Source organism: Rhodopseudomonas boonkerdii, assembly GCF_021184025.1.
Lineage (GTDB): Bacteria > Pseudomonadota > Alphaproteobacteria > Rhizobiales > Xanthobacteraceae > Tardiphaga > Tardiphaga boonkerdii.
On the sequence record NZ_CP036537.1, the window covers coordinates 2,840,503 to 2,866,117 of the forward strand.

Below are 25,615 nucleotides of genomic sequence, written 5' to 3' on the forward strand. Positions count from 1 at the left end.
TTCGCGGCGGCGCGTTGATGCTGCCGCCGGTCATCAAGATCATTGCGCTGGCATCTTTCGCGGCTGCGTTGTCGCAGCGTGCGCTCGATCCGGTGCTGCCGCATGTCGCGGACGATATGCTGGTTACGGTTGCGGTCGCTGCGGGTTTGTCTTCGGCGCTCGCATTCACCTTCGCCATCGTACAGCCTGTACTCGGCGCTGCCGCCGATATGTTTGGCAAGGCGCGGCTGATGATCGTCTGCCTGGTGCTGCTCGGCGTCGCCAGCATTCTCGGTGCGTTGACGACCAATTATTCGTTGCTGCTTGCGACGCGCGTGCTGGCTGGCATCGGGGCAGGCGGGGTGTTTCCGGTGACGCTCTCGCTGACCAGCGATCTGGTCGGCCCGCAACTGCGTCAGGTCGCGCTCAGCCGGGTGATGGCGGGCGCAATGACCGGCACCGTGCTCGGCTCCACGGCGGCCGGCGTGATCGGTGATGTCTTCGGCTGGCGCGGCGTGCTGGTGATTCTCGGCGGCCTCGCGATTGCCGCCTCCGTCGCCGTTGCGTTCGGCTTTAAGGGGGCGGCGATCATCGCGCCGGCGGGCAAAGCCGACTTCGGCAAGCTTGCACGTGGCTACAAGGTGATCTTCCGCAATCCCAACACGCTGATCGTCTACAGCGCTGTGTTTGTCGAGGGGTGCTTCATCCTCGGCCTATTCCCCTACGTGTCGTCGTTCCTCATGGACGGCGGTGTCACCAGCCTGTCGATTGCCGGCCTCGTGATCGCCTGCTTCGCCGTGGGCGGCCTCTTTTACACGATGACGGTCAAGCGCATGCTGGCGCGGCTCGGCATCAACGGCATGATGGTCTGGGGCGGCCTCGTGATCGCGATCCCGCTCGCCACCACCGGCTTCAGCCCGAGCTGGCAGATCCAGGCGCTGAGCATGCTGCTGATGGGCTGGGGATTCTACATGCTGCACGGCTCGCTGCAGATCTTCTCGACCGAGCTGTCCCAGGAGGCGCGCGCCAGCGCGATGTCGCTGCATGCCTGCTGCTTCTTCCTCGGCCAGTCGGTCGGGCCGATCGCCTATGGCTTCGGCCTCGCCCATACCGGCAAGATGCCGACCCTGCTGATGGCGGCGGCGGCGGTGGTGGTGCTGGGCCTTGCGAGCGCCCGGCTTTTGAAGCAACGCAAGCCGGCGGATGCGGGCTAGTCTTGCGGGGCTCTAGCGCGCCTGAGCAAGCATGCCGCCCAGGTTCTCCGGCCAGACGGTGTCCGTCGCTGAGAGCAGCTCCGCCTCAGACCACCAGCGCATATCCGCAATGACGTCGTTCTCTATCGCCGTCCATGCGGCATTGGTCAGCGCGAGTTCGTTCGCTCGCACGACAAAATACTTCTCGCAGCAGAGTACATCCTCGCCGTCTGTTCAACCGTGTTGCTATCCCCGCCCGCGATACGGCGCGACGCCTTGCTCGGGCACCCAGACGCCCTTCGGCAGTCGTCCGGTCTGCCAGAATACATCGATGGGGATGCCGCCGCGCGGATACCAGTAGCCGCCAATGCGCAGCCATTTCGGTTTGATGGTCTCGGCGATGCGCTTGCCGATGGCCACGGTGCAGTCCTCATGGAAGGCGCCATGGTTGCGGAACGAGGCGAGATAGAGCTTGAGCGCTTTCGACTCCACCAGCCAGCCGCCGGGCACGTAGTCAATCATCAGATGTGCGAAATCCGGCTGGCCGGTGATCGGGCACAGCGAGGTGAATTCCGGCGCAGTGAAGCGCACGGTGTAATCGGTGCCCTTTTGCGGATTGGGCACCCTGTCGAGCTGGGCGGCTTCGGGTGAAGCGGGCCATTCCACGGCGCGGCCGAGCTGCAGCTCGGGGGCGGCCTTGGGTGATTTGCGAGGATTTTTTGACATTTAGGTCTCCGTTGCCGCGGTTCTTAGCCAATCCGCCGGCTGCCGTCATCCCAAGCGGGGTTTTCCCGCCCGGCACCATGGGCTAGAAGCACGGCCAACCACCCATCCCCAGCACCAAGAGGGCACCCATGACCGCCATCGTCGACATCATCGGCCGCGAAATTCTCGACAGCCGCGGCAATCCTACGGTCGAGGTCGACGTGGTGCTGGAAGACGGCTCCATGGGTCGCGCCGCGGTTCCGTCGGGGGCATCCACCGGCGCCCACGAGGCCGTTGAGCTCCGCGACGGCGACAAGAGCCGTTATCTCGGCAAGGGCGTGCAGAAGGCTATCGACGCCATCAACGGCGAGATTTTCGATGCCATCGGCGGCATGGATGTGGAGAACCAGGTTCAGCTCGACGAAACGATGGTCGCCCTCGACGGCACACCGAACAAGTCGCGCCTCGGTGCCAATGCCATTCTCGGCGTTTCGCTGGCCGCCGCCAAGGCTGCGGCGGAGTCGCTCGACATGCCTCTGTATCGCTATGTCGGCGGCACCTCGGCGCGCACGCTGCCGGTGCCGATGATGAACATTGTCAATGGCGGCGCCCATGCCGACAACCCCATCGACTTCCAGGAATTCATGATCATGCCGGTGGGGGCCGCGACCTTCGCGGAGGGCCTGCGCTGTGGCGCCGAGATTTTCCACACGCTCAAGGGCGAGCTGAAGAAGGCCGGCCACAATACGAATGTGGGTGATGAGGGCGGTTTCGCACCGAATATCGCCTCGGCCGAAGCTGCGCTGGACTTCGTGATGAGCGCCATCTCCAAGGCCGGCTATAAGCCCGGCGACGACGTCATGCTCGCGCTCGACTGCGCCTCGACGGAGTTCTTCAAGGACGGCAAGTATGTCTATGAAGGCGAAGGCAAGACCCGCAGCATCTCCGAACAGGCGAAGTATCTCGCGCAGCTGGTTGCCAACTATCCGATCGTCTCGATCGAGGACGGCATGTCGGAAGACGACATGGACGGCTGGAAGGAAGTCACCGACCTGATCGGCAAGAAGTGCCAGCTGGTCGGCGACGATCTGTTCGTCACCAACGTCAAGCGCCTCGAGGAAGGCATCAAGGCCGGCCGCGCCAATTCGATCCTGGTCAAGGTCAACCAGATCGGCTCGCTCACCGAGACGCTGAGCGCGGTCGAGATGGCATTCAAGGCCGGCTACACCGCCGTCATGTCGCATCGTTCGGGCGAGACCGAGGATGCGACCATCGCTGACCTCGCGGTGGCGACCAATTGCGGGCAGATCAAGACCGGTTCGCTGGCCCGCGCGGATCGTACCGCCAAATACAATCAGCTGCTGCGCATCGAGCAGCAGCTCGGCTCGCAGGCCATCTATGCCGGCCGCAAGGCTCTCAAGGCGCTCGCGTAAGCTGCGGCCTATCGCGGTTACGATCGCCGCCGCTCGCGGGAACGCGGGCGGCGATTTTCGTTTCGCAGAAGCATTCGATCAATGCAAAACGGCCGAGGCATGGGCCTCGGCCGTTTTTATCCGAGGGAGCAATCCTCTTACTGCGGCGCAGCCGAGACCTGGGCGGGTTTCGGTGCGGCTGGCTTGCGGCGGGCGCCGCCACCGGTGACTGCCAGCACACGGGCGATGGCCTGGCGCTGCAGCGTATCGTCCTTGTCGATGGCGAAATGGTTGGTTGTGCTGCTCTCGTTCACATTGGCGAGCTTGCCCTTGAAGCGCGGGTCGGCGGACACGGCGCGGCCCCAGCCGGCGGGTACGTAATAGTTCACGATCTGCTTCACATTGTTCGGAACCGCATCGGGTGCGACCGGATCGAAATTCACGATCAGCGCCACCGGGATATTGTATTGTGCCAGCTTGCGGGCGACCGAGATGGTGGCGTCGGCGCCGGCCGAGTGGCCCATCAGAATGATCGGTTCGCGATTGCCGGCCTGGTAGCGGGCGATCATGTCGTTCGCTTCGCTGCTCCACAGCGTGTGATTGCTGACCGATGTGGCGACGCCGACGGCCTGCAGTTTATAGGCGATCTGATCCATTCCCAGGGAGAACACGTTCATCAGGCCGCGATACAGATAGACGTGGCCGGGACGGCGAGGCGCGGCCTCGGCGCTGCTGGAACCCGCCAGCGTGACCACAAGGAGGGACGACAGAATCAGCAGAATGGCCGCCGGAGACATCCGTGAAAGGCCCCGAGACGGCCGTTGCGAGCCCTGAAGAACGATCGACATCTTGCTTTCTTTCCAAGGAGAAACTCGTGACATGTTCAGACATAAGCCTGTGGCGTCAATCGCACTCCTGCATCGATTCCCGGAATTGTGATAGGCGCTGTTGCGAAACCGGCTCCGTGTGACCCTGGGGCGACAAAATGTTGCCGAAGGTACCCGTTCGGACAGTGATAGGTTTGTGACGCCGGGCTAATTTGCTATGCAGCGGCGATGGCGATGCGTGATGCAATCGGGAGCGAACAAGCGATGATCGCGCGGCGACACGTCTTTCACATTGGCGGCTACGATCCGATTGAGCCGGACACCCAGCTCGAGCGGTTCCGGAAGTCGCTGGCGACGTTTCAGAAGACCTGGGGCGTTACCGCGAGCGCATCCGGCGCTCCCGAGGTGCGTGAGGTCAGTGCGTCGTGGCCGGCGCGGGCGTCCGGCCCGAACTGGACTACGGACATCACTTACGAGATGCTTCGCTGGGATGATCTCATCAATGAGGACCATTCGCGGGGCATGCTGTCGCGGCTCGGCGCGGCCTTCGTCACGCTCGGTAACTGGCTGGTGACGGGAACCCTGTTCCGTTTCTTCTATGCGAGCTGGAAATATGCCGGCTTCTTTCTGTTCTCATATTTGTGGATCGCTGCCTTTGCTGCGGCTGGCGCTCTGGTTGGTCTTGGCCTGACCTGGCTTTTCGGCATGGCCGGAGCAGCGGCATGGATCGCGGGGGGCGTAGCCGCCGCGGCGGTGTTTACGGCGCTGTTGCAGTATTATGGCTGGCGCAAGCCGATCAATCACGTATTCGACGACTGGATCTTTTCGCGACAATACGTCTATGGCGACAGGCCGAAGATGAAGGCGCGTGTCGATGACTTCGCGAAGACGCTGGTCGCCCGCGCGCAAAAGGCCGATGTCGATGAGATCGTCATTGTTGGCCACTGCCTTGGCGCAGCGCTTGTCATGGAGACTGTGGCGCGGGCGCTGAAGCTCGATCCCGATCTGACCGAGCATGGTCCGACCATTTGCGTCCTCACCGTGAGTGCGACCATTCCGAAATTCGCGCTGCATCCGGCCGGTACCAGCGTGCGCGAGGCCTCGCGTCTGGTCGCCGATACGCCGGCGGTGCGCTGGGCCGAATACCACGCCCGCGACGACGTTATCAGTTTCTACCGCTTCGACCCCGTGACGCTGAAGCGCGTCAGCCGCGAGCGCGGCGACGGTCGGCCGAATATTCGCCGGATCCAGATGCACGACATGATGGGCATGGAGCAGTTCAAGCGCTATCGTTTCAGCTTCATGCGCATCCACTATCAGATGGTGATGGGAAACCAGCAGCGCGCGCCTTATGACTACTGCATGGTGTTGTGCGGGCCGCTGCCGTTCGACGAGATTACGGCGGTCGGCGGCGGCGTCACGCGTTTCGGACCGGATGGGACGCTGCTGGACGCGGCGCAGACAAAACCTGTATCGCATGCGGTAGCGGCTGCGTCCATCGGCGCAGCCTGAGGTCCTGAACGGAAGATCATGACGGCATCTCTTCTCGGCAAATATGTCTGGGCGATCGGGCTCGTCGCCTGGTTCATCATTCGCTATCCCTATGCCCGGAAAGCACGCAAGACCGCGACCGTGCGGGCGGTCGGCTGGAGCCGCGAGCGTGTGCTGCTGGCAGTCGCCGCCATCGGCCTGTTCGTCGTGCCGGTGATCTGGCTCGCATCCGGCTGGCCGGCCGTGCTGAACTACGAACTGAACTACGCCGCCGTCGTGGTCGGCGCGCTGGTTTACGTGTTGTCGCTGTGGCTGTTCCGGCGCTCGCACAAGGATCTCGGTCGGCAATGGTCGGCCAGCCTCGAAATTCGTGACAGTCACCAGATCGTGCGCGCCGGCGTCTACCGCCGCATACGGCATCCGATGTATTCGTCGTTCTGGCTGTGGGGACTGGCGCAGGCCTTTCTGTTGCCGAATGTCATGGCTGCGCTGAGCGGACTGATCGCGATCGCTATCCTGTTCTTCACCCGCATCGACCATGAGGAGCGGATGCTGGTCGAGGCATTCGGCGACGACTATAGGGCTTACATGCGCGAGACCAAGCGCATCATTCCGGGCATCTATTGAGGCGGCGACAGTCCGCGACAAGGGAGACGACCATGACTGCGGACATCACCAAAGGCCTTGAACTGCGTTCGTTGATCAAGAGCAGCGGCGAACTGGAAATCTCCCTGCAGCAAGTCACGATCCCGGCGCCTGGTGCCGACGAGATCGTGGTGCGCGTCGAGGCGGCGCCGATCAATCCGTCCGATCTTGGTTTGCTGCTCGGCGCTGCCGATCCGTCGACCGCGAAGGTGTCGGGTGCGGGCGCTTCTACTGTGGTCACCGCAACGGTTGCGCAGGCCAATATGAAGGCGATGGCCGGCCGTCTCGACGAGTCGATGCCCGTTGGCAATGAGGGCGCCGGGACCGTTGTGAAAGCCGGCTCGTCGCCGGAGGCCCAGGCGCTGCTCGGCAAGATGGTCGCGGTGATTGGCGGTGCCATGTATGCACAGTACCGCCTGATCAAGGCGAAGGAAGTATTGCCGCTGCCGGATGGCACGACGGCGGCCGAGGGCGCGTCCTGTTTCGTCAATCCGCTGACCTCGCTCGGCATGACCGAGACCATGAAACGGGAAGGGCACAAGGCGCTGGTTCATACCGCCGCTGCTTCCAATCTGGGACAGATGCTCAACAAGATCTGCCAGAAGGACGGCATCGATCTGGTCAATATCGTTCGCAGCGAGGCGCAGGAAAAACTGCTGCGCGATATCGGCGCCAAATATGTCGTCAACAGTACGGCGCCGACTTTCGTCGACGATCTCGTTGTGGCGCTGGAGGCGACCGGCGCCACCATTGCCTTCGACGCGACCGGCGGCGGCAAGCTGCAGGGCCAGATCCTGCATGCGATGGAAGTCGCGGCGGTGAAGGCGATGAAAGTCTATAGCCGCTACGGCTCCGACACCTTCAAACAGCTTTACATCTACGGCCGGCTCGAACCGCGGCCGGTGGAATTCATGCCGCCGGGCTTTGCCTGGAGCATGGGCGGCTGGCTGCTGTTTCCCTTCCTGCAGAAGATCGGCAGGGAGGACGCGGCGAAGCTGCGCGCGCGCGTGGTCGCCGAACTCAAGACGACTTTCGCCAGTCACTACACCAAGACCATTTCGCTTCAGGGTGTCCTCAACCTCGACAATCTGCGCGCCTATGCCAAGCGTGCGACCGGCGAGAAGTACCTGATCAATCCGAACATGCCGGGATGACACCTGCTGCCTCATCTGCCGAAGCCGTGAGCGATGGCGCGCGCCTGCTGCTGCGCCATCCGCCTTATCTCTACTACATGGTGTCGCGCAGCTTCTCGCGCTTTGCCTCGCAGATCGCGGCCGTGGCGGTCGGCTGGCAGATTTACGATCTGACCGGCAGTGCGTTTCAACTTGGTATGGTCGGTCTTGCGCAGTTCGTGCCGATGCTGGCCCTGGTGTTCGTTGCTGGCCACATCGCGGATCGCTACGACCGTCGCCGTGTCGTGCAAATCTGCCAGATGCTGCAGGGCGCGACGGCCGTGCTCCTCGCCTGGGGCACTTATGCGGGCTGGATCACGGTGCCTCAGATTTTTGTCGCACTCGTCGTGATCGGTGCGGCCACGGCCTTCGAGGCCCCCGCGGGCTCAGCGTTGCTGCCAGGCGTCGTGCCGGAAGGCCATCTGCAGAAGGCGACCGCACTTTCGACCGGCGTGTTTCAGGTGGCGATGATCTGCGGCCCGGCGCTCGGCGGCTTCGCCTATGCACTGTCGCCATCGACGCCCTATGTGCTGATGGCGGCATTCTGGCTGATCGGCGGCGCGCTCAACGGCGCAATCAAACTCGCCCGCGAAGTGGCGGTGAAGGACCCGCCGAGTTTCCGCACCGTGTTCGCTGGCGTCGGCTTCGTGCGCAGCAATCCGAATATTCTCGGCACCATTTCGCTCGACCTGTTCGCCGTGCTGCTCGGCGGTGCAACGGCGCTGCTGCCGATCTATGCGCGCGACATCCTGCAGACCGGCCCGTGGGGTCTCGGCATCATGAGGGCAGCGCCGGCTGTGGGGGCATTGCTCACCACCATTGTGCTGACGCGCTGGTCGATCAGCCGCCGCGTCGGCATGCGAATGTTCCAGGCCGTGATCATCTTCGGGTTGGCGACGGCGGTGTTCGCGGTCTCGCAATGGCTGTGGTTGTCGGTGGCGGCGCTAGCGATCCTCGGCGCGGCGGATACGGTGAGTGTCGTGATCCGCTTCTCGCTCGTGCAGCTTGCGACGCCCGATGAAATGCGCGGCCGTGTCGGCGCCGTGAATTATCTTTTCATTAACACCTCGAACCAGCTCGGTCAGTTCGAAAGCGGCGTTACCGCCGCGCTGTTAGGCACGGTACCGGCGGCTCTCATCGGCGGCCTCGGGACGGTCGTGATCGCGCTGATCTGGATGAGGCTGTTTCCGACGCTGCGCCAGATGGAACGGCTGGAGTAACGCCGACGCATCGTCGGAACCAGCCGGCGGTTCGCTGGACACATAGAAGGGTTAGCAGAGGGCAGGGCGGCTTCGGTCGCGCTGTCACGTAGTTGTGTACCGCAGGTGCTGTACCGGCTTCGTCCAATGGCGCGATGATGATTTCATGCACTTGCATGCTTTGGCCGAATGGGCCAAGGAAACGCGGCGTCCATTCGCCTTCGGGCGGCAGCCATTTCAGGAGATTTTCATGACTACTCACATCGTTGCCGTCATCGTTGGCAGCCTCCGCAAACAATCGTTCTCGCTCCGCATCGCCCAGGCGCTGGCCAAGCTGGCGCCGGCTTCGCTGAAGCTCAATGTGATTACGCTCAACGACCTGTCGTTCTTCAACCAGGACCTCGAAGCCAACCCGCCCGCCGATTGGCTGCGGTTCCGGGAAACGATCCAGGCATCGGACGCTGTGATTTTCGTCACGCCTGAGTACAACCGCTCCGTGTCGGGCGTCCTGAAGAACGCCATCGATGTCGGCTCGCGTCCCTATGGCAAGAGCTCCTTCCTTGGCAAGCCGACCGGCCTCGTGGCCTCTTCGCCGGGCCCGATCGGCGGTCTCGGCGCCGCGCTGGCCTTGCGTCAGACCCTGCCGGGCATTACCGGCCCGATCATGGGCCAGCCGGAGATCTATCTGAACGCCGTGGCCGATGCCTTCGACGACAACGGCGAGATCATCAAAGAGTCGGTCCGCCCGGTGCTGCAATCCTATATCGACGCCTTTGCCGCCTGGGTCGCGCTTCACAAGAAATAAGCGCCCCGTTACACGCACGGCCCGGTTGTTAGCCTCGCTTTAACCGGGCCGTCGCATTTTCAGGCATGGTCAAACACACTCGCCTGAAATCGGTCCTCACCGGCCTCGTGCTCTATGCGGTGGCGGCGCTGCTGATCAGCTATTTCGGCGTAAACGCCTATACCGGCAAATATGGCCTCAATGCGCGGCAGGAGCTTGACCAGGAGATCACCGCGCTGACCTCCGAGCTCGTTCAGCTCAAGAAGGAGCGAGCCAAGGCCGAGCAGCGCGTCGCGCTGCTGCGCTCCGGCAGTCTCGATCCCGATATGCTTGACGAGCGTGTTCGTTGGCAGCTCGACTATGCGCATTCGCGCGATGTCGTCCGTGTCATCAAGCCTGACTGAAGTCGCAGGGCTTACGAGTCGTTGTGGAGAACAACGCAGCTTTGCATGAACCTGATGGTTAGTACTTCGTCGCCACTTATGGCGATGAAATGACAGCGATGCTCATTTCTATTCCGGAAATTACAAGACAGCCCGCGATCTCGTTCGAATGTTTCAAGCTCTCGCTGCAGTGCGAAATGCACTGTGGCATTCCGCGCGACGCAATCCCTTTCACGGCGCAGGCACTTGGAGTAGGAAGGACGCCACTTCCTCTCTCTCGCATCCGGAATTTTCATGGCCGCAACGAAGAAAAGCGCTCCCGCAGGGCAGGCATCGAGCAATGACGGCAAAGCGTCACCGCCAGAGTTCACCCGTGATCAGGAGCTGCACGCGCTGCGCGACATGCTCTTGATCCGGCGCTTCGAGGAGAAGGCCGGCCAGCTCTACGGCATGGGTGCGATCGGCGGCTTCTGCCATCTTTATATCGGTCAGGAAGCCGTTGTCGTCGGTATGCAGATGGCGCTCAAATATGGTGACCAGATCATCACGGGGTACCGCGATCACGGTCACATGCTTGCTTGCGGCATGGACGCCAATGGCGTGATGGCCGAACTTACGGGGCGCCGCGGCGGCTACTCGAAAGGCAAGGGCGGCTCGATGCATATGTTCAGCCGCGAGAAACATTTCTACGGCGGCCACGGTATCGTCGGTGCGCAGGTCTCGCTCGGCACCGGCCTCGCATTCGCCAACCGCTATCGTGAGAACGACAACGTTTCGGTCGCTTACTTCGGCGATGGCGCATCGAACCAGGGACAGGTCTACGAGAGCTTCAACATGGCAGAGCTCTGGAAACTGCCTGTGATCTACGTCATCGAAAACAACCGCTACGCCATGGGCACCTCGGTGGTGCGCTCGTCGGCGCAGACCGATTTCTCCAAGCGCGGTGTGTCGTTCAACATTCCGGGCGAGCAGGTCGACGGCATGGATGTCCGCGCGGTGAAGGCTGCTGCCGACAAGGCCGTCGCCTGGTGCCGCGCCGGCAAGGGGCCGTACATTCTCGAAATGCAAACCTATCGCTATCGCGGCCACTCGATGTCCGATCCCGCGAAGTATCGTACGCGCGAGGAGGTCGAGAAGATCCGCCACGACCAGGATCCGATCGAGCAGGTGCGTAATCGCCTACTGGAGTTGAAGGTCAGCGAGCAGGACCTGAAGGCGATCGACGCGGAAGTGCGCGAGATCGTCAATGCGTCAGCCGACTTCGCACAGAACGATCCCGAGCCGGATGCGTCCGAACTCTACACCGACATCTACCGCTAAGAAGCGCGCAAGCAAGAAGCGATCCGGAGTTACTATGGCAATTCAAGTGCTGATGCCCGCGCTGTCCCCCACGATGGAAAAGGGCAACCTTTCGAAGTGGCTGAAGAAGGAAGGCGACACCATCAAGTCCGGCGACGTAATCGCCGAGATCGAGACCGACAAGGCGACGATGGAAGTCGAAGCGACCGATGAAGGCACGCTCGGCAAGATCTTGGTGCCGGAAGGCACCGCCGATGTTGCGGTGAATACGCCGATCGCGACGATCGTTGCGGAAGGCGAAGATGCGAATGCTGCAGCTGAGCCCGCCAAGCAGCAGAAGGCCGCGGAATCCGCGCCGCCCGCCGATCAGGCCAAGACGCCCGAAGCCAACACCGCCGCAGCGCCGCGCGAGGAACCGAAAGGCACCAAGACGCCCGAAGCGCCGAAGTTCGAGTTGTTGCCCGATCCGGATATTCCAGAGGGCACCGAGATGGTCACCATGACCATCCGCGAAGCGCTGCGTGACGCCATGGCGGAAGAAATGCGCCGCGACGGCGACGTGTTCGTGATGGGCGAGGAAGTCGCCGAATATCAGGGCGCCTACAAGGTCACCCAGGGCCTGCTGCAGGAATTCGGTGCCCGCCGCGTCATCGATACACCGATCACCGAGCACGGCTTTGCCGGCGTCGGCGTCGGTGCGGCCATGGCCGGCCTGAAGCCGATCGTCGAATTCATGACCTTCAACTTCGCGATGCAGGCAATCGACCAGATCATCAACTCCGCCGCCAAGACGCTGTATATGTCCGGCGGCCAGATGACCTGCCAGATGGTGTTCCGCGGCCCCAACGGCGCGGCTGCCCGCGTGGCCGCCCAGCACAGCCAGGACTATTCGGCCTGGTACTCGCAGATCCCCGGCCTCAAGGTGATCGCGCCGTCGAATGCTGCCGATTACAAGGGCCTGCTCAAGGCTGCGATCCGCGATCCCAATCCGGTGATCTTCCTCGAGCACGAAATGCTCTATGGCCAGACCGGCGAGGTGCCGAAGCTCGACGATTACGTGCTGCCGATCGGCAAGGCGAAGGTCGTGCGCGCCGGCAAGGATGTCACGCTGATCTCGTGGTCGCATGGCATGACCTACACGCTGAAGGCCGCCGAAGAACTCGCCAAGGAAGGCATCGAGGCGGAGGTGATCGACCTGCGCACGCTGCGTCCGCTCGACACTGAGACGATTATTGAGTCGGTGAAGAAGACTTCGCGTGCCGTCTGCATCGAGGAAGGCTGGCAGCAGAACGGCGTCGGCGCTGAAATCGCTGCGCGCATCATGGAAAACGCGTTCGACTACCTCGATGCGCCGGTCGCGCGCGTATCGGGCAAGGACGTGCCGATGCCTTACGCCGCCAACCTCGAAAAGCTCGCGCTGCCCTCGGTGGCCGAGGTCGTCGCTGCCGCCAAGGCCGTCTGCTATCGCTAACGCTTGAGGGAGCCGACATGGCCGGTCCGAAGGAACAATCGCTGCCGCCGGATGTCGAGGGACGCGAGGACGCAACCGAAGTGTTGCGTGCCTTCGTCGTCGATGGCGGCTTGTCGATCGCGTTCATGCGCGCCTTCGAGGACCCGGAAATGTGGGGCCTGCTGCTGGTCGATATTGCGCGCCACGCTGCGCGCGCCTATGGGCGCGAGAGCGAATTCACCGAGGACGAGGCGCTGCGCCGCATCGTCGATATGTTCGAAGCCGAGATTGCTCGTCCGACCGACACGGGCGCCACCACGCCGCGGTCGCAACAAGGTCACTGACAATGCCGATTAACATTCTGATGCCTGCGCTGTCGCCCACGATGGAGAAAGGCAATCTTGCCAAGTGGCTCAAGAAGGAGGGCGACGCGGTCAAGTCCGGCGACGTGATTGCGGAGATCGAGACCGACAAGGCGACGATGGAGGTCGAAGCCGTCGACGAAGGCACGATCGCAAAGATCCTGGTTCCGGAAGGAACGGCGGACGTGCCGGTGAACGATGTCATCGCAATCCTCGCTGCCGATGGCGAGGACGTGAAGGCTGCGGCGAGCGGCGGCGGTGCGTCGAAGCCGGAAGCCAAGACTGAGGCCAAGCCGGAGCCCAAGGCGGAAGCGAAATCCGAAGCGAAGCCGGAGCCAAGGGCCGAGGCGAAGCAGGAGGCGCCGAAGCCCGCTGCTGCGCCAGCTCAAACTGCTGCAGCCAGCAACGGTGTGCGCGTATTCTCGTCACCGCTGGCACGTCGCCTCGCCAAGGAGGCCGGCATCGAGCTTGGCCGCATCAACGGCACCGGTCCGCGTGGTCGTGTGGTCGCGGCGGACGTCGAGAAGGCGAAGACAGGCGGCGCGTTGAAGGCGCCGCCTGCAGGCGCCGCTGCTGCGACTGGCGCAGTCGGTGCGCCCGCAATGTCGGATCAGGCGATCCTCGGCCTGTACGAGGAAGGCTCTTACGAGAGCGTGCCGCATGACTCCATGCGCCGCACGATCGCGCAGCGTCTCACCGCTGCCACCAATTCGATGCCGACTTTCTATCTCACCGTGGATTGCGATCTCGGCAAGCTCACCGCCGCGCGCGAGGAGATCAACGCTGCGGCGGGTAAGAATGCCGACGGCAAGCCGCTCTACAAGCTCTCGGTGAACGACTTCGTCATCAAGGCGATGGCACTCGCCCTGCAGAAGATTCCGGAAGCCAATGTGTCGTGGACGGAAGCTGCGATGCTCCGTCACAAGCATTCGGACATCGGCGTCGCCGTGGCGCTGCCGTTTGGCTTGATCACGCCGATCATCCGCCAGGCCGAAATCAAGACGATCTCCCAGATCTCCAACGAGATGAAGGATCTCGCCGCGCGCGCCAAGGCGAAGAAGCTGAAGCCGAACGAATATCAGGGCGGCTCGTCCTCCGTGTCGAACCTCGGCATGTACGGCATCAAGGATTTCACCGCGGTGATCAATCCGCCGCAGTCCTCGATCCTCGCCGTTGGCACGGGCGAGGAGCGGGCGGTGGTGCGCAACGGCCAGATCGTGGCCGCGACCATGATGAGCGTGACGCTCTCCTGCGACCACCGCGCCATCGACGGCGCGCTCGGCGCCGAGCTGATCACGGCTTTCAAGAAGCTGATCGAAAATCCCGTGATGATGGTGGTGTGATCTCAGCCGTCATTGCGAGGAGTGGAGCGACGAAGCAATCCAGAGGGCTGCAAGTAAAGAACTGGATTGCTTCGCTTCGCTCGCAATGACGACCGAAGCGATCATCGAAATACAGACAGGCGAACTCCCATGTCCGACAATTCTTTCGACGTCGTCGTCATCGGCTCCGGTCCCGGCGGCTATGTGACGGCCATTCGTGCCGCGCAGCTCGGCTTCAAGACGGCCATCGTCGAGAAGGCCTATTTCGGCGGCATCTGCAACAACTGGGGCTGCATCCCCACCAAGGCGCTGCTGCGCTCGGCGGAGATGTATCACGCCTTCCAGCATGCCAAGGATTACGGCCTGTCGGCCGACAACGTCTCCTTCGACATCAAGGCCGTGATCGCACGCTCGCGTGGGGTGGTGAAGCGCCTCAATGGCGGCGTCGAGTTCCTGATGAAGAAGAACAAGGTCACCGTGATCTGGGGCGAAGCCACGCTGGACGCGCCCGGCAAATTCTCGGTGAAGAAGTCGCAGGTCGAGGCGCCGAAGGGCGCGCTGGGCGAGGGCAGCTACACCGCCAAGCACATCATCGTCGCCACCGGCGCGCGCCCGCGCGTGCTGCCGGGCCTCGAGCCCGACAAGAAGCTGGTCTGGACCTACTTTGAGGCGATGAACCCGGACAAGATGCCGAAGTCGCTGCTGGTGGTCGGCTCCGGCGCCATCGGCATCGAATTCGCGTCGTTCTATCATTCCTTCGGTGCGGAAGTGACGGTGGTCGAAGTGCTGCCGCAGATCCTGCCGGTGGAAGACGCCGAGATTGCCGCCTTCGCCCGCAAGCAGTTTGAAAAGCAGGGCATCAAGGTCCTCGCTAATACCAAGGTCACGAAACTCGACAAGAAGGCCGACAGCGTCGTCGCCACCATCGATGACGGCAAGAAGCCGGTGACCCAGGAATTCGACCGCGTGATCTCGGCGGTCGGTGTGGTCGGCAATATCGAGGGTATCGGTCTCGAAAAGCTCGGGGTGAAGACCGAGCGCGGCTGCATCGTCATCGACAAATACGGCAAGACCAATGTCCCCGGCATCTATGCCATCGGCGATGTCGCCGGTCCTCCGATGCTGGCCCACAAGGCGGAACATGAAGGCGTGATCTGCGTCGAGGCCATCAAGGGCCTGCATCCGCATCCGATGGATAAGAGCCTGATTCCAGGCTGCACCTATTGCCACCCGCAGATCGCATCCGTCGGCCTTACCGAAGCCAAGGCCAAGGAAGCAGGACGGGATATTCGCGTCGGCCGATTCCCGTTCGTGGCAAACGGCAAGGCCATCGCCCAGGGCGAGGACCAGGGCATGGTGAAGGTGATCTTCGACAAGAAGACCGGCCAGCTGCTCGGCGCCCACATGGTCGGTGCCGAGGTCGTCGAGATGATCCAGGGATTCGTGGTCGCGATGAACCTGGAGACCACGGAAGAAGAGCTCTTCCACACCATCTTCCCGCATCCGACCATCTCGGAGACGATGAAGGAAGCGGTGCTTGACGCCTATGGGCGCGTGCTGAACACCTGAGCCAGCCGCTGTCATTCCGGGGTCGCTGCAGGCACGGACCGGAATGACGCCACTGATCAGGGTTGCCGCTGTGCAACGCCTGTGTCTCCGGTGCAACAGTTCCCCAACATTTAACCCTTTCAGGCGGCGACCCTTGCAACCGCCGCTATTTGGCCACACGCCTTCGTGAGATCATTTCTCATCAGCCAGCAAGGCTGAAGCGCTCCGGATCGGCGGGATGTCAGAGGGATTGTCCCGGATCCTTGGAGCGGCCTGAGAACCAGGTTTGCGATGGACGTCGGGACGAACATCATGTCGCATGTGCCGGGTCGCCAATGGGCGACAGGTGAACAGCGGTCGTTCGTCATCGGGCGCAGTGCGATATCCCGCTCTTTCAAAATCTTCAAAAAGACTCCGTTTATCTCCGGTTTGCACTCAGTCAGCCGTGATGTCGTCAAAGACATACCGGAATTTGTCAGTACCCCGTTGCTGACAACGACAAGACTCGATCAGGACGTCCCGCATGGCCTCGCCGGCGCGGGGCGGGTGATCCCGGAGAGCTCGACGGCCGTGAAGCCATGTCCCCACCAGAGCGTCTTGCGTTCTGCCGACCAATGGGTCGTCGCCCAGGACGATGTCGTCGCAGGGAGTGGAAAGCGGATAACGGTGCTGTCGTTCGTGATGGGGATTTCTAACGAAAAGTTGACTGACGGCGGATTTGATGCGCGCCCGTCCAAACGCGTGGCTTGCGCGACCAACCACGCGTCGGGAACGCATGAGATTTTCACGAAGCGAGCGGCCTTTCCCAGTGCGGGCGCCTCGAGCCTTTCGAGCGGCGACCTTGAGAACCATAGTGATGCGGATATTTGAGCGTATTGTTTTCGTGACATTGGCTTGGAGCGCGGTCGTTGCAACGGGGCCCGCTCTGGCATTCGACGGTTCGCCGGTCGGCGGCAGTGACGCCGCGCCGTCCGCGGTTCCAGTGATGCCTGGCATGTCCGCCCCGATAGCCAGAAAGCCGGCTGCGAAAGCGGACAACTCGCTGACCGCCCTGCAATATGCCGCGGAAGGCGGCCATCCCATCGCCCAATGGAAGCTCGGCCGGATGTATGCCGACGGCAATGGGGTCGCTCAGGACGATCTGCGCGCGTTCGAATATTTTAGCCGCATCGCCAATGCTCATGCCGAGGATTCGCCATCGGCGCCGCAGGCGGCGATCGTTGCGAACGCCTTCGTGGCGCTCGGCCGTTACTATCTCGACGGCATTCCGAATTCGAAGATCAAAGCCGATGCCGAACGCGCGCGCGAGATGTTCTCTTACGCCGCGTCCTATTTCGGCAATGCCGACGCGCAGTACGATCTGGCCCGGCTCTATCTGAAAGGCATCGGAACGCCGCGCGATGCCAAATATGGCGTGCGCTGGCTCGGTCTCGCCGCGCAGAAGGGACAGCATCAGGCGCAGGCGCTGCTCGGCCAGATGCTGTTCAACGGCGATATGCTACCGCGCCAAATGGCCCGCGGCTTGATGTGGCTGACGCTGGCCCGTGACAATGCCGGTCCTGAAGACACCTGGATCCGCGAAAGCTACGCCAAGGCCATCGCCAAGGCCTCCGAAGACGACCGGGCCATGGCCCTGCAGATGCTCGAGCACTGGGTACAGGGCAAGCGGGACTAAACCTCGATTGCAGGCGGCTAAGCTGCTTCCAGATCGAGATCGACCCAGACCGGGACGTGGTCGCTCGGCTTCTCCCAGGCGCGCACATATTTGTCGATACCGACATCGATCAGGCGATCGCTGGCCTGCGGCGACAGCAGCAGGTGGTCGATACGAATGCCCCAGTTCTTCTGCCAAGCGCCAGCCTGGTAGTCCCAGAAGGTGTACTGGCCGCTCTCGTCGGTGACCGCGCGCAGTGCATCGGTCATGCCGAGGCCGAGCAGGGCCTGGAAGCTTTCGCGGGTCTCGGGTTTGAAAAGGGCGTCGTTGATCCAGGCGGCGGGATTGTGGACGTCGCGGGCGGCGGGGATCACATTGAAGTCGCCGGCGAGGATCAGCGGCTCCTCGGTCTTGAGGCGGTGCTTGGTGAATTCGCGCAGCCGCTCCATCCAACGCAGTTTGTACGGGTATTTCTCTGTGTCCACCGGATTGCCGTTCGGCAGATAAAGACAGGCGACACGCACCACCCCGGTTTTCAGCGACACCACGCCCTCGATGAAGCGCGCATGCTCATCCAGATCGTCGCCGGCGAGGCGAGGGGTAGCCTCATCGAGCGGATGTTTCGAGAGCAGGGCGACGCCGTTGAAGGTCTTCTGCCCGTGGGTGACGACGTTGTAGCCGAGGGCTTCAATGGGCTCACGCGGAAACGCGTCGTCCACGCATTTGATCTCTTGCAGGCAGACGATGTCGGGCTGACATTCCTGTAGCCAGGTCACCAGATGATCCAGCCGCTGGCGGATGGAATTCACATTCCAGGTCGCGATTCTCATCTGATGGGATTCCAGTAACAACAATGGCAAAATTGCGTCGGGGTGGCATACCATCACCTGCGGCGTCATGATACGCTTTAAGCTTAAAGTGCACAGGTGCAGAGACACAGCCAGGGACGGAAGCCGGGGAGCGACACCCGAACTTCGGCCAAAAGACTGTTACAGCTGACGAAGGCCATATGAAGAAACAAACGCTGATCGCTCTTCTCTTCATCGGAGGCGCCGCCGTCGCTGGCTATGTCACGCGATCCCAGTGGATGGGTGGCGATAAGGCGCCAACACAGGCGCGAGCACGCGTTGTGGCCGTGGAGCTCGCCAAGGCCGAGCGCAAGCCGGTGCCGGTCGATGTCGATGCCATCGGCATGGTGACACCGATCTCTTCGGTGGCGTTGAAGTCACGGCTCGAGACCACCATCACCTCGGTGCATTTCGAAGATGGCGCCAGGGTAAACGAGGGCGATCTCCTCTTTACCCTCGACTCGCGCCAGATCGACGCCCAGATCGAGCAGGCTGAAGGTACGCTGGCGCGCGATCAGGCCCAGCTCGCCGGAGCCGAGCGTGACGTTCGTCGCTTCGCCGACCTGATCGGGAAGGGCGCGACAACCCAGGTCAGCCTAGATAATGCGAAAACGCAGTCGGACATCCTGGCGGGCACCATCAAGGCCGATCAGTCCGCTCTCGACAATCTCAAGGTCCAGAAGAGCTACACGACAATCCGTGCACCGTTCTCCGGCCGGATCAGCGCTGCCAATGTGAAGATCGGCAATTTTGTGCGCCCGGCCGACACCGCGCCGCTCGCCACCATCAACCAGATGGCGCCGGTCTACGTGACCTTCACCGTGCCGCAGCGTGTGCTCGCCGATCTGCGGGATGCCATGGCCGCCGGGACCACCAGGGTGATCGCGACCATTCCGAACAGCGAGCGGTCCGAAACCGGCACGGTTGCCATGATCGAGAATACCGTGGACTCCACCACGGGCATGGTCACGGTTCGCGGCATCATGAACAACGCCAGCGAGATCCTGTGGCCCGGCATCCTGGTGCAGACCAAGCTGATCATCCGTGTCGAAGAGGGAGTTGTGGTGCCCACGGTTGCAGTGCAGCGCAGTCAGACCGGCAATTTTGTGTTCGTCGTGAGGGATGGCAAAGCCCAAATCCAGCCGGTGGAAGTGGACCGTACTTTCCAGGGACAATCGGTGATCACGACCGGCCTGTCCGGCGGCGAGGATGTGGTTGTGGATGGACAATTGCTGCTGACTCAAGGCACGCAAGTGGAAGCCCGCAACCGCAAGGCCGGGGCTTAGGCCATGACGCTGTCGGAGCTCTGCATCCGCCGGCCGGTGATGACGACGCTCATCACCGCAACCATTATCGTTTTCGGTATTTTCGGTTTCCGCCTGCTGCCGGTCTCGGCGCTGCCGAAAGTCGACTTTCCGACCATCGCGGTGACCGCGACGCTGCCTGGCGCCAGCGCCGATACGATGGCCGCCTCCGTCGCCGGCGTCATCGAACGCCAGCTCTCGACCATTGCTGGCATCTCGTCGATGTCGTCGTCGTCGTCGCAGGGGACAACCCAGATCACCATTCAGTTCGATCTCAACCGCAGCATCGACGCGGCGGCGCTGGATGTGCAGACGGCGCTGACCATCGCGCAGCGGCGATTGCCGATCGAGATGACGATCCCGCCAAGTTTCCGCAAGGTAAATCCTGGCGACTTCCCGATCCTGTTTATTTCACTGAGCTCGTCCACTCTTCCGCTGTCGTCGGTGAACGAATTCGGCGACATCACCATCGGTCAGGCGCTGTCGCAGATTCCAGGCGTCGCGCAGGTGCTGATCTATGGCACGCAGAAATTCGCAATCCGCGTTCAGGCCGATCCGGAAGCCGCCGCCGCCCGTGGCCTGTCGCTGGAGGACATCCGCACCGCCGTGGCGCGTGCCAATTCCTCGACGCCTGTGGGAACACTGAACGGTCCGAAGCAGGACATCTCCCTGCAGGCTTCGGGGCAAATGACCAAGGCGGCCGATTATAGCCAGATCGTCGTCGCCTGGCGCAACGGATCTCCGGTCAAGCTCAACGAAGTCGCCAAGATCTACGACGCGGTCGAGAACGACAAGGTCGCGACCTGGCTGAACGGGCAACGTGCCATCGTGCTCGCGATCCAGAAGCAGCCAGACGCCAACACCGTCGCTGTGGTTGATGCCGTGCGCGAGCGCCTGCCATCGCTGCGTGCGCAGATCCCGGCCTCGGTCGAAGTCAATACGATGATGGATCGCTCGGTCTCGGTCCGCGAGGCCGTTGCCGACGTCGAAGAGACGCTGATGATTGCCGTAGTGCTGGTCATCATCGTGATCTTCCTGTTCCTGCGCTCGGCATCGGCGACCTTCATCCCCGCGCTGGCGGTGCCGATTTCGATCCTCGGCACCTGCGCCGTCATGTATATGCTGGATTACTCCATCAACAACATGACGTTGCTGGCGTTGACGCTGTCGGTCGGCTTCGTGGTCGACGACGCCATCGTCATGCTGGAGAACATCGTGCGCCATATCGAACACGGCATGAAGCCGTTCGAGGCGGCGCTGAAGGGCGCGCGCGAGATCGGCTTCACGATCATCTCGATCACGTTCTCGCTGATCGCTGTGTTTATCCCGGTGCTGCTGATGGGCGGCATCGTCGGCCGCGTGTTCCGCGAATTCGCCGTCACGATCTCTGTGGCTATCATCGTCTCCGGCTTCGTGTCCCTGACCTTGACGCCGATGCTGTGCGCCCGTGTCCTCAAGGCGCACGATCCCGATCACAAGGACAATATCGTCCTGCGCCTGTTCGAGCGCATGTTTGCCGCGTGGCTGCGCGGCTATGAATGGACCCTCGATCGCGTGCTGGCCTACAAGGCGGTCATGCTGATGGTGACCTTCGCCACCCTGGGCGGCACCATCTGGCTTTACATGGTCGTGCCGAAGGGATTCTTCCCGCAGGAAGATACGGGTTTTCTGACCGGCATCACGGAAGCCGCCACCGACACGTCGTTCGAAGCCATGAAGCTGCGCCAGCAGGCACTGGTCGACGTTCTCAAATCCGATCCGGCCGTCGACTATATCAATTCGACTGTCGGTTCCGGCGGCCCCAACGCGACCGCCAATTACGGTCGCCTGTTCGTTGCACTGAAACCAAAGAAGGAGCGCGATGCGGCGCCCGTGGTGATGGCGCGGCTGCGCCAGAAGGCGACGGCGGTGCCTGGCCTGCAGGCCTTCTTCCAGAGTATCCAGAATCTCAATATCGGCGGCCGCCTGTCGAAGAGCCAGTATCAATACGTCCTGCAAAGCAGCGACACCGAGCAGCTGTACCGCCTCGCGCCGGACATGCGGGAGGCGATCTCCAGGGTGCCGGGCCTGCTGGACGTGACGACGGATCTCTATATCAAGAACCCGCAGATGACGGTCGATATCGACCGCGAAAAGGCTGCGGTCTACGGCATCACCGTCGATCAAGTGCGCAACCAACTCTACAATGCCTTTGGCGCGCGTCAGATCGGCACGATCTATACGCCGACCAACGACTATCAGATCATCCTCGAGGCGCAGCCACAGTTCCGCGTCGATCCGAGCGATCTCTCCAAGCTCTATATGAAGACCGCGGCCAACCAGACCATTCCGCTGAGCGCGGTGGCGAAACTGGTGCCCACGGTCGGCCCGTTGCAGATCAACCATCAGGGCCAGCAGCCTGCCGTGACGATCTCCTTCAACCTGCAGCCCGGCTATTCGCTCGGCTATGCGGTCGATCAGATCACGAAGATCGAAAGCGACAGCAAGCTGCCGGTGACGATCGCGACAGGTTTCTCCGGCACCGCGCAGGTGTTCCAGGATAGTTTGCGCGGGCAGGGCGTGCTGATCCTCGCTGCCGTCTTCGCGGCCTTCGTGATCCTCGGCATCCTCTATGAGAGCTTCATCCATCCGATCACCATCATCTCCGGCCTGCCGTCGGCCGGCATCGGCGCCATCCTGACGCTGATGCTGTTCAAGATGGAGATGTCGGTCATCGCCATGATCGGCATCGTCATGCTGGTCGGCATCGTCAAGAAGAACGCCATCATGATGGTTGACTTCGCGCTGGAGCGCCGCCGTGTCGGCCTCTCGGCAGAGCACGCCATCCGCGAAGCCGCGCTGTTGCGTTTCCGCCCCATCATGATGACCACCTTCGCGGCGATCTTCGGCACGCTGCCGATCGCCATCGGCGCGGGCGCCGGTGCCGAACTGCGCCAGCCGCTCGGTGTCGCCGTGGTCGGCGGCCTCTGCCTGTCGCAATTGCTGACGCTGTACATCACCCCGGTGATCTACATCTATCTCGACCGCATCGATCGCAAGCTGAAGCGGAAGCTGCAGCCGCAGATCGAGGACGACGAGGTTGACGGCCGTCCGCACGCCGTCGCGGCGGAGTGATCTCATTTCGTCGGATGGGTTGAGCGCAGCGATACCCATCGCCACTTGCGCAAGTTTCGATGGGTATCGCTTTCGCTCAACCCACCCTACGTACGTCACCCGACCGTACCGGACAGGAGCATCACCATGTCGATCAAGGTCCTCTGCGCCGCAGCCGGCTTTGTGCTGCTGCTCGCCGCTCCCGCGCGCGCCAATGAGCCGATCGAGATCTTCGACGCCCACATGCACTATAACTGGGAGCCGAAGCCGTATTATCAGCCGGACGAGGTGCTTGAAGTCTTCAAGCGCAATCGTGTCACGGGCATCCTCGCCACCAGCCGTCCGAACACCGGCACGCATGTGCTGATGGACAAGCAGACGGAGGGCAAGGCGAGCGGTCTGCAGGTGGTGCCGTTCATCCGGCCCTATCGCATCCGCGCCGATATCGGCTCGTGGTTCAACGATCCCGTGATCTTCGATCTCGTGCAGGAAGAGTACAGGCGCGGCTATTATCGCGGCGTCGGCGAATTCCATCTGACCGGCAAGGCCGCCGATACGGAGATGGTGAAGAAGACCGTCGATTTTGCCGTCGAGAAGAACCTCTATCTGCACGCTCACGCGGATGCCGAAGCCGTCGAAATCCTGATGCGCCACAATCCGAAGGCGCAGATCATCTGGGCCCATACGGGCTTCAGTCTCGGCCCCGATCGCGTCGCTGCGATGCTCGCGAAATATCCGAAGCTGTGGGGGGAACTGTCCTATCGCAGCGGCATCGTCGATGGCGGCGGCAAGCTGACGCCGGAATGGCGCCGCCTGTTCGAGACCTATCCCGATCGCTTCCTCGTCGGCTCCGACACCTGGGTGCCGGAGCGCTGGGCGAGCTATGACGACATCATGGCCGGCTATCGCGCCTGGCTGGCGCAATTGCCGCCGGCGATCGCGAAGAAGATCGCCCACGGCAATGCGCGAGCGCTGTTCGCGGAGAAATAGAGCATGATCCCGAAAAGTGGACACCGGTTTTCGGGATAAGATCATGCTTCACGAGAGAAAAAGTCTTCGCAGTTATCCTTGCACCGAGAAGCCGCCATCCACGGGAATGGCGGCGCCGGTCACGAAGTCCGACGCGCGCGATGCGAGGAAGACGGCGATGCCGGCAAAGTCGCCCGGCGCCCCCCATCGCCCCGACGGCGAGCGCGCCAGCACCTTGTCATGCAGGCCATCGACCTCGCGCCGCGCATTCTGCGTGAGTTCGGTATCGATCCAGCCCGGCAGAACAGCATTGCACTGGATGTTGTCCGGCGCCCAGGCGATGGCGCAGGAGCGGGTGAATTGCACGATGCCGCCTTTGCTGGCGCCATAGGCCGGCGAGAAGCTGGCGCCGAAGATCGACATCATCGATCCGATATTGATGATCTTGCCACCGCCGGCTTCCTTCATGGAGGGATACACCGCCTGCGAAATCACGAACGCACTGGTGAGATTGGTCTTGATGACGCTGTCCCATTCCTCCAGCGCCAGTCTGTCCGGCGTCTTGCGGACATTCATGCCGGCATTGTTGATCAGGATGTCGATGCGGCCGAACGCCTTCAGCGTGTCGGTGACCAGCGCCTTGACGGTAGCGGCATCGTTGACATCGAGCGTCAGTGCGATCGCCCGTGCGCCGCTGGCTGCGAGTTCGGCAACGGCCGCATCCGACTTTGCCTGATTGCGTCCGGCAATGACGATCGATGCGCCGGCCGAGGCGAGGCCGCGCGCCATGCCGAGCCCGATGCCGCCATTGCCACCGGTGACGATGGCCACGCGGCCGGTGAGATCGAACAGTCCTTTGGTCATGGTGTCGTCCTTCGCGAAATCAGCCTTGAATGGAGAAGCCGCCATCGACGGTCAGCGCCGCGCCGTTGACGAAATCGGATGCCGCGCTGGCGAGAAACACGGCGGCGCCGACGAGGTCGTCCGGCCGGCCCCAGCGTGCGGCGGGCACACGCGACACGATGCGGTCGTGCAGTTCAGGCACGCGCTCCTTGGCGCGGCTCGTCAGATCGGTGTCGATCCAGCCGGGCAGGATCGCATTGCTCTGGATGTTGTCCGCGGCCCACGCGGTTGCGAGCGAGCGGGTGAATTGCAGGATGCCGCCTTTGCTGGCGGCGTAGTTCGCAGCGCCGCCCGCGCCGAGCTGTGCCAGCACCGAGGCGATATTGATGATCTTGCCGCGTCCGCCTTGCTTCATCGCGGGATAGACGGCCTGCGCGCAGATGAAGGGCGCGGTCATGTTGACGTCGATCACCGTCTGCCAGTCGGCGAGCGTCATCTCCGCGAGCGGCGCAGCGATGCTGATGCCGGCATTGTTGATCAGGATATCGATCCGGCCGAAGCGTTCGCGCGTCGCTGCAACCATGTCGGCGACCGAAGCGGTGTCGGTGACGTCGGTGACGGCAGCGAGAACCCGGTGGCCGTCACGTTCCAGCGATGCCTTCGCCTGCGCCGAGTTCTCGGCATTGCGGTCGGCGATGGTGACCGCCGCACCGGCCTCAGCCAGCCCGCGCGCCATCGCGAGCCCGATGCCGGCATTGCCGCCTGTGACGATAGCCACCTGGCCTTTAAGATCGAAAAGCTGATTGGTCACGCGATCCACCCCGTTCCTTGCCGGCGCATTCTGCGGCGCGCCTGAAGGGGATCATCGCAAGTGTGGGGGCGGGAGGAAAGGGGGCGTTGCGATCAAGGTCGCGACAGCGCATAGCCGGTTAATCCGAGACCAACAGCAGCAAGTGCAGCGCCGTAATAGGCCCAAGACATCTGGTTGATCATGAAACTCGACTGTGGCCACGGCACGAGGCCCGTGCCGTGGCCGATCCAGAGCAGGCCGACCAGTATCGAAAGTATACCGAGAGTGAGTAGGGGCGCGCGCATAAGTGGGATACGCGCGTCCCCATCGCTTGGTTTCGCGA

General features: G+C 62.5%; 25 protein-coding genes. 18 read left to right on the forward strand and 7 right to left on the reverse strand.

What is annotated here, in order from left to right; genetic code table 11:
- The first annotated feature begins 17 nt into the window (after window positions 1-17).
- A complete protein-coding gene (locus E0H22_RS13180; RefSeq protein WP_233021478.1) occupies window positions 18-1,193 on the forward strand; it encodes an MFS transporter in 1,176 nt (391 codons plus the stop codon).
- A 12-nt stretch (window positions 1,194-1,205) separates the two neighbouring features.
- Here the strand turns inward: E0H22_RS13180 and E0H22_RS13185 are convergent, their stop codons facing one another.
- Together E0H22_RS13185 and queF are read right to left on the reverse strand one after the other, a co-directional pair.
- A complete protein-coding gene (locus tag E0H22_RS13185) occupies window positions 1,206-1,364 on the reverse strand; it encodes an NUDIX hydrolase (RefSeq protein WP_233021479.1) in 159 nt (52 codons plus the stop codon).
- A 54-nt stretch (window positions 1,365-1,418) separates the two neighbouring features.
- Complete coding sequence (gene queF / locus E0H22_RS13190; RefSeq protein ID WP_233021480.1) at window positions 1,419-1,898, reverse strand: preQ(1) synthase; 480 nt, start codon at window positions 1,896-1,898, stop codon at window positions 1,419-1,421.
- Window positions 1,899-2,026: 128 nt separating this feature from the next.
- Between queF and eno the strand changes: the two genes are divergently transcribed.
- Window positions 2,027-3,310, forward strand: coding sequence for a phosphopyruvate hydratase (eno, locus tag E0H22_RS13195; protein WP_233021481.1), 1,284 nt, complete (start codon window positions 2,027-2,029; stop codon window positions 3,308-3,310).
- Between the two features lie 137 nt (window positions 3,311-3,447).
- Here eno and E0H22_RS13200 read toward each other — a convergent pair whose 3' ends face one another.
- A complete protein-coding gene (locus tag E0H22_RS13200; protein WP_233021482.1) occupies window positions 3,448-4,137 on the reverse strand; it encodes a hypothetical protein in 690 nt (229 codons plus the stop codon).
- Window positions 4,138-4,350: 213 nt separating this feature from the next.
- Between E0H22_RS13200 and E0H22_RS13205 the strand changes: the two genes are divergently transcribed.
- From E0H22_RS13205 to E0H22_RS13265, 13 genes are all read left to right on the forward strand, one after another.
- A complete protein-coding gene (locus tag E0H22_RS13205; RefSeq protein WP_233021483.1) occupies window positions 4,351-5,628 on the forward strand; it encodes a hypothetical protein in 1,278 nt (425 codons plus the stop codon).
- Between the two features lie 18 nt (window positions 5,629-5,646).
- Complete coding sequence (locus E0H22_RS13210; protein WP_233021484.1) at window positions 5,647-6,234, forward strand: protein-S-isoprenylcysteine O-methyltransferase; 588 nt, start codon at window positions 5,647-5,649, stop codon at window positions 6,232-6,234.
- A 32-nt stretch (window positions 6,235-6,266) separates the two neighbouring features.
- On the forward strand, window positions 6,267-7,406 hold the full coding sequence (locus E0H22_RS13215) for a zinc-binding dehydrogenase (protein ID WP_233021485.1): 1,140 nt from the start codon (window positions 6,267-6,269) through the stop codon (window positions 7,404-7,406).
- Complete coding sequence (locus E0H22_RS13220) at window positions 7,403-8,644, forward strand: MFS transporter (protein WP_233021486.1); 1,242 nt, start codon at window positions 7,403-7,405, stop codon at window positions 8,642-8,644. The genes E0H22_RS13215 and E0H22_RS13220 overlap by 4 nt, the downstream gene beginning before the upstream one ends.
- A gap of 229 nt (window positions 8,645-8,873) precedes the next feature.
- The gene (locus E0H22_RS13225) at window positions 8,874-9,428 is read left to right on the forward strand and encodes an NADPH-dependent FMN reductase (RefSeq protein WP_233021487.1); all 555 of its coding nucleotides are present in this window, start codon (window positions 8,874-8,876) and stop codon (window positions 9,426-9,428) included.
- 65 nt (window positions 9,429-9,493) lie between these two features.
- Window positions 9,494-9,811 (forward strand): FtsB family cell division protein, encoded by a 318-nt coding sequence (locus E0H22_RS13230; RefSeq protein WP_233021488.1) that lies wholly within the window; start codon window positions 9,494-9,496, stop codon window positions 9,809-9,811.
- Window positions 9,812-10,084: 273 nt separating this feature from the next.
- The gene (pdhA, locus tag E0H22_RS13235; protein WP_233021489.1) at window positions 10,085-11,110 is read left to right on the forward strand and encodes a pyruvate dehydrogenase (acetyl-transferring) E1 component subunit alpha; all 1,026 of its coding nucleotides are present in this window, start codon (window positions 10,085-10,087) and stop codon (window positions 11,108-11,110) included.
- Between the two features lie 34 nt (window positions 11,111-11,144).
- Window positions 11,145-12,560: a pyruvate dehydrogenase complex E1 component subunit beta gene (locus E0H22_RS13240; protein ID WP_233021490.1), complete on the forward strand. Its 1,416-nt coding sequence runs from the start codon at window positions 11,145-11,147 to the stop codon at window positions 12,558-12,560.
- 17 nt (window positions 12,561-12,577) lie between these two features.
- On the forward strand, window positions 12,578-12,883 hold the full coding sequence (locus E0H22_RS13245) for a DUF5076 domain-containing protein (RefSeq protein ID WP_233021491.1): 306 nt from the start codon (window positions 12,578-12,580) through the stop codon (window positions 12,881-12,883).
- 2 nt (window positions 12,884-12,885) lie between these two features.
- Entirely contained in the window at window positions 12,886-14,244 is a 1,359-nt protein-coding gene (locus tag E0H22_RS13250) for a pyruvate dehydrogenase complex dihydrolipoamide acetyltransferase (RefSeq protein WP_233021492.1), read from the forward strand.
- Between the two features lie 129 nt (window positions 14,245-14,373).
- Window positions 14,374-15,792: a dihydrolipoyl dehydrogenase gene (gene lpdA / locus E0H22_RS13255; RefSeq protein WP_233021493.1), complete on the forward strand. Its 1,419-nt coding sequence runs from the start codon at window positions 14,374-14,376 to the stop codon at window positions 15,790-15,792.
- Between the two features lie 291 nt (window positions 15,793-16,083).
- A complete protein-coding gene (locus tag E0H22_RS13260) occupies window positions 16,084-16,641 on the forward strand; it encodes a hypothetical protein (protein ID WP_233021494.1) in 558 nt (185 codons plus the stop codon).
- Window positions 16,628-17,446, forward strand: a complete 819-nt coding sequence (locus E0H22_RS13265) for a tetratricopeptide repeat protein (protein WP_233026346.1) — start codon at window positions 16,628-16,630, stop codon at window positions 17,444-17,446. The genes E0H22_RS13260 and E0H22_RS13265 overlap by 14 nt, the downstream gene beginning before the upstream one ends.
- 17 nt (window positions 17,447-17,463) lie before the next feature.
- On the opposite strand, the gene xth is transcribed toward E0H22_RS13265, so the two are convergent.
- Window positions 17,464-18,255 (reverse strand): exodeoxyribonuclease III, encoded by a 792-nt coding sequence (gene xth / locus E0H22_RS13270; protein ID WP_233026348.1) that lies wholly within the window; start codon window positions 18,253-18,255, stop codon window positions 17,464-17,466.
- A 179-nt stretch (window positions 18,256-18,434) separates the two neighbouring features.
- On the opposite strand from xth, the gene E0H22_RS13275 reads away from it, so the two are divergent.
- The 3 genes from E0H22_RS13275 to E0H22_RS13285 all read left to right on the forward strand — a co-directional run bounded on the left by E0H22_RS13275 (window position 18,435) and on the right by E0H22_RS13285 (window position 23,660).
- Window positions 18,435-19,559, forward strand: coding sequence for an efflux RND transporter periplasmic adaptor subunit (locus E0H22_RS13275; RefSeq protein ID WP_233021495.1), 1,125 nt, complete (start codon window positions 18,435-18,437; stop codon window positions 19,557-19,559).
- A 3-nt stretch (window positions 19,560-19,562) separates the two neighbouring features.
- The gene (locus E0H22_RS13280) at window positions 19,563-22,691 is read left to right on the forward strand and encodes an efflux RND transporter permease subunit (RefSeq protein ID WP_233021496.1); all 3,129 of its coding nucleotides are present in this window, start codon (window positions 19,563-19,565) and stop codon (window positions 22,689-22,691) included.
- A gap of 126 nt (window positions 22,692-22,817) precedes the next feature.
- A complete protein-coding gene (locus tag E0H22_RS13285) occupies window positions 22,818-23,660 on the forward strand; it encodes an amidohydrolase family protein (RefSeq protein ID WP_233021497.1) in 843 nt (280 codons plus the stop codon).
- Window positions 23,661-23,732: 72 nt separating this feature from the next.
- On the opposite strand, the gene E0H22_RS13290 is transcribed toward E0H22_RS13285, so the two are convergent.
- The 3 genes from E0H22_RS13290 to E0H22_RS13300 all read right to left on the reverse strand — a co-directional run bounded on the left by E0H22_RS13290 (window position 23,733) and on the right by E0H22_RS13300 (window position 25,577).
- Window positions 23,733-24,503, reverse strand: coding sequence for an SDR family NAD(P)-dependent oxidoreductase (locus E0H22_RS13290; RefSeq protein ID WP_233021498.1), 771 nt, complete (start codon window positions 24,501-24,503; stop codon window positions 23,733-23,735).
- 19 nt (window positions 24,504-24,522) lie between these two features.
- A complete protein-coding gene (locus E0H22_RS13295; protein ID WP_233021499.1) occupies window positions 24,523-25,293 on the reverse strand; it encodes an SDR family NAD(P)-dependent oxidoreductase in 771 nt (256 codons plus the stop codon).
- Between the two features lie 92 nt (window positions 25,294-25,385).
- Window positions 25,386-25,577: a hypothetical protein gene (locus E0H22_RS13300; protein ID WP_233021500.1), complete on the reverse strand. Its 192-nt coding sequence runs from the start codon at window positions 25,575-25,577 to the stop codon at window positions 25,386-25,388.
- Between the last annotated feature and the right edge of the window lie 38 nt (window positions 25,578-25,615).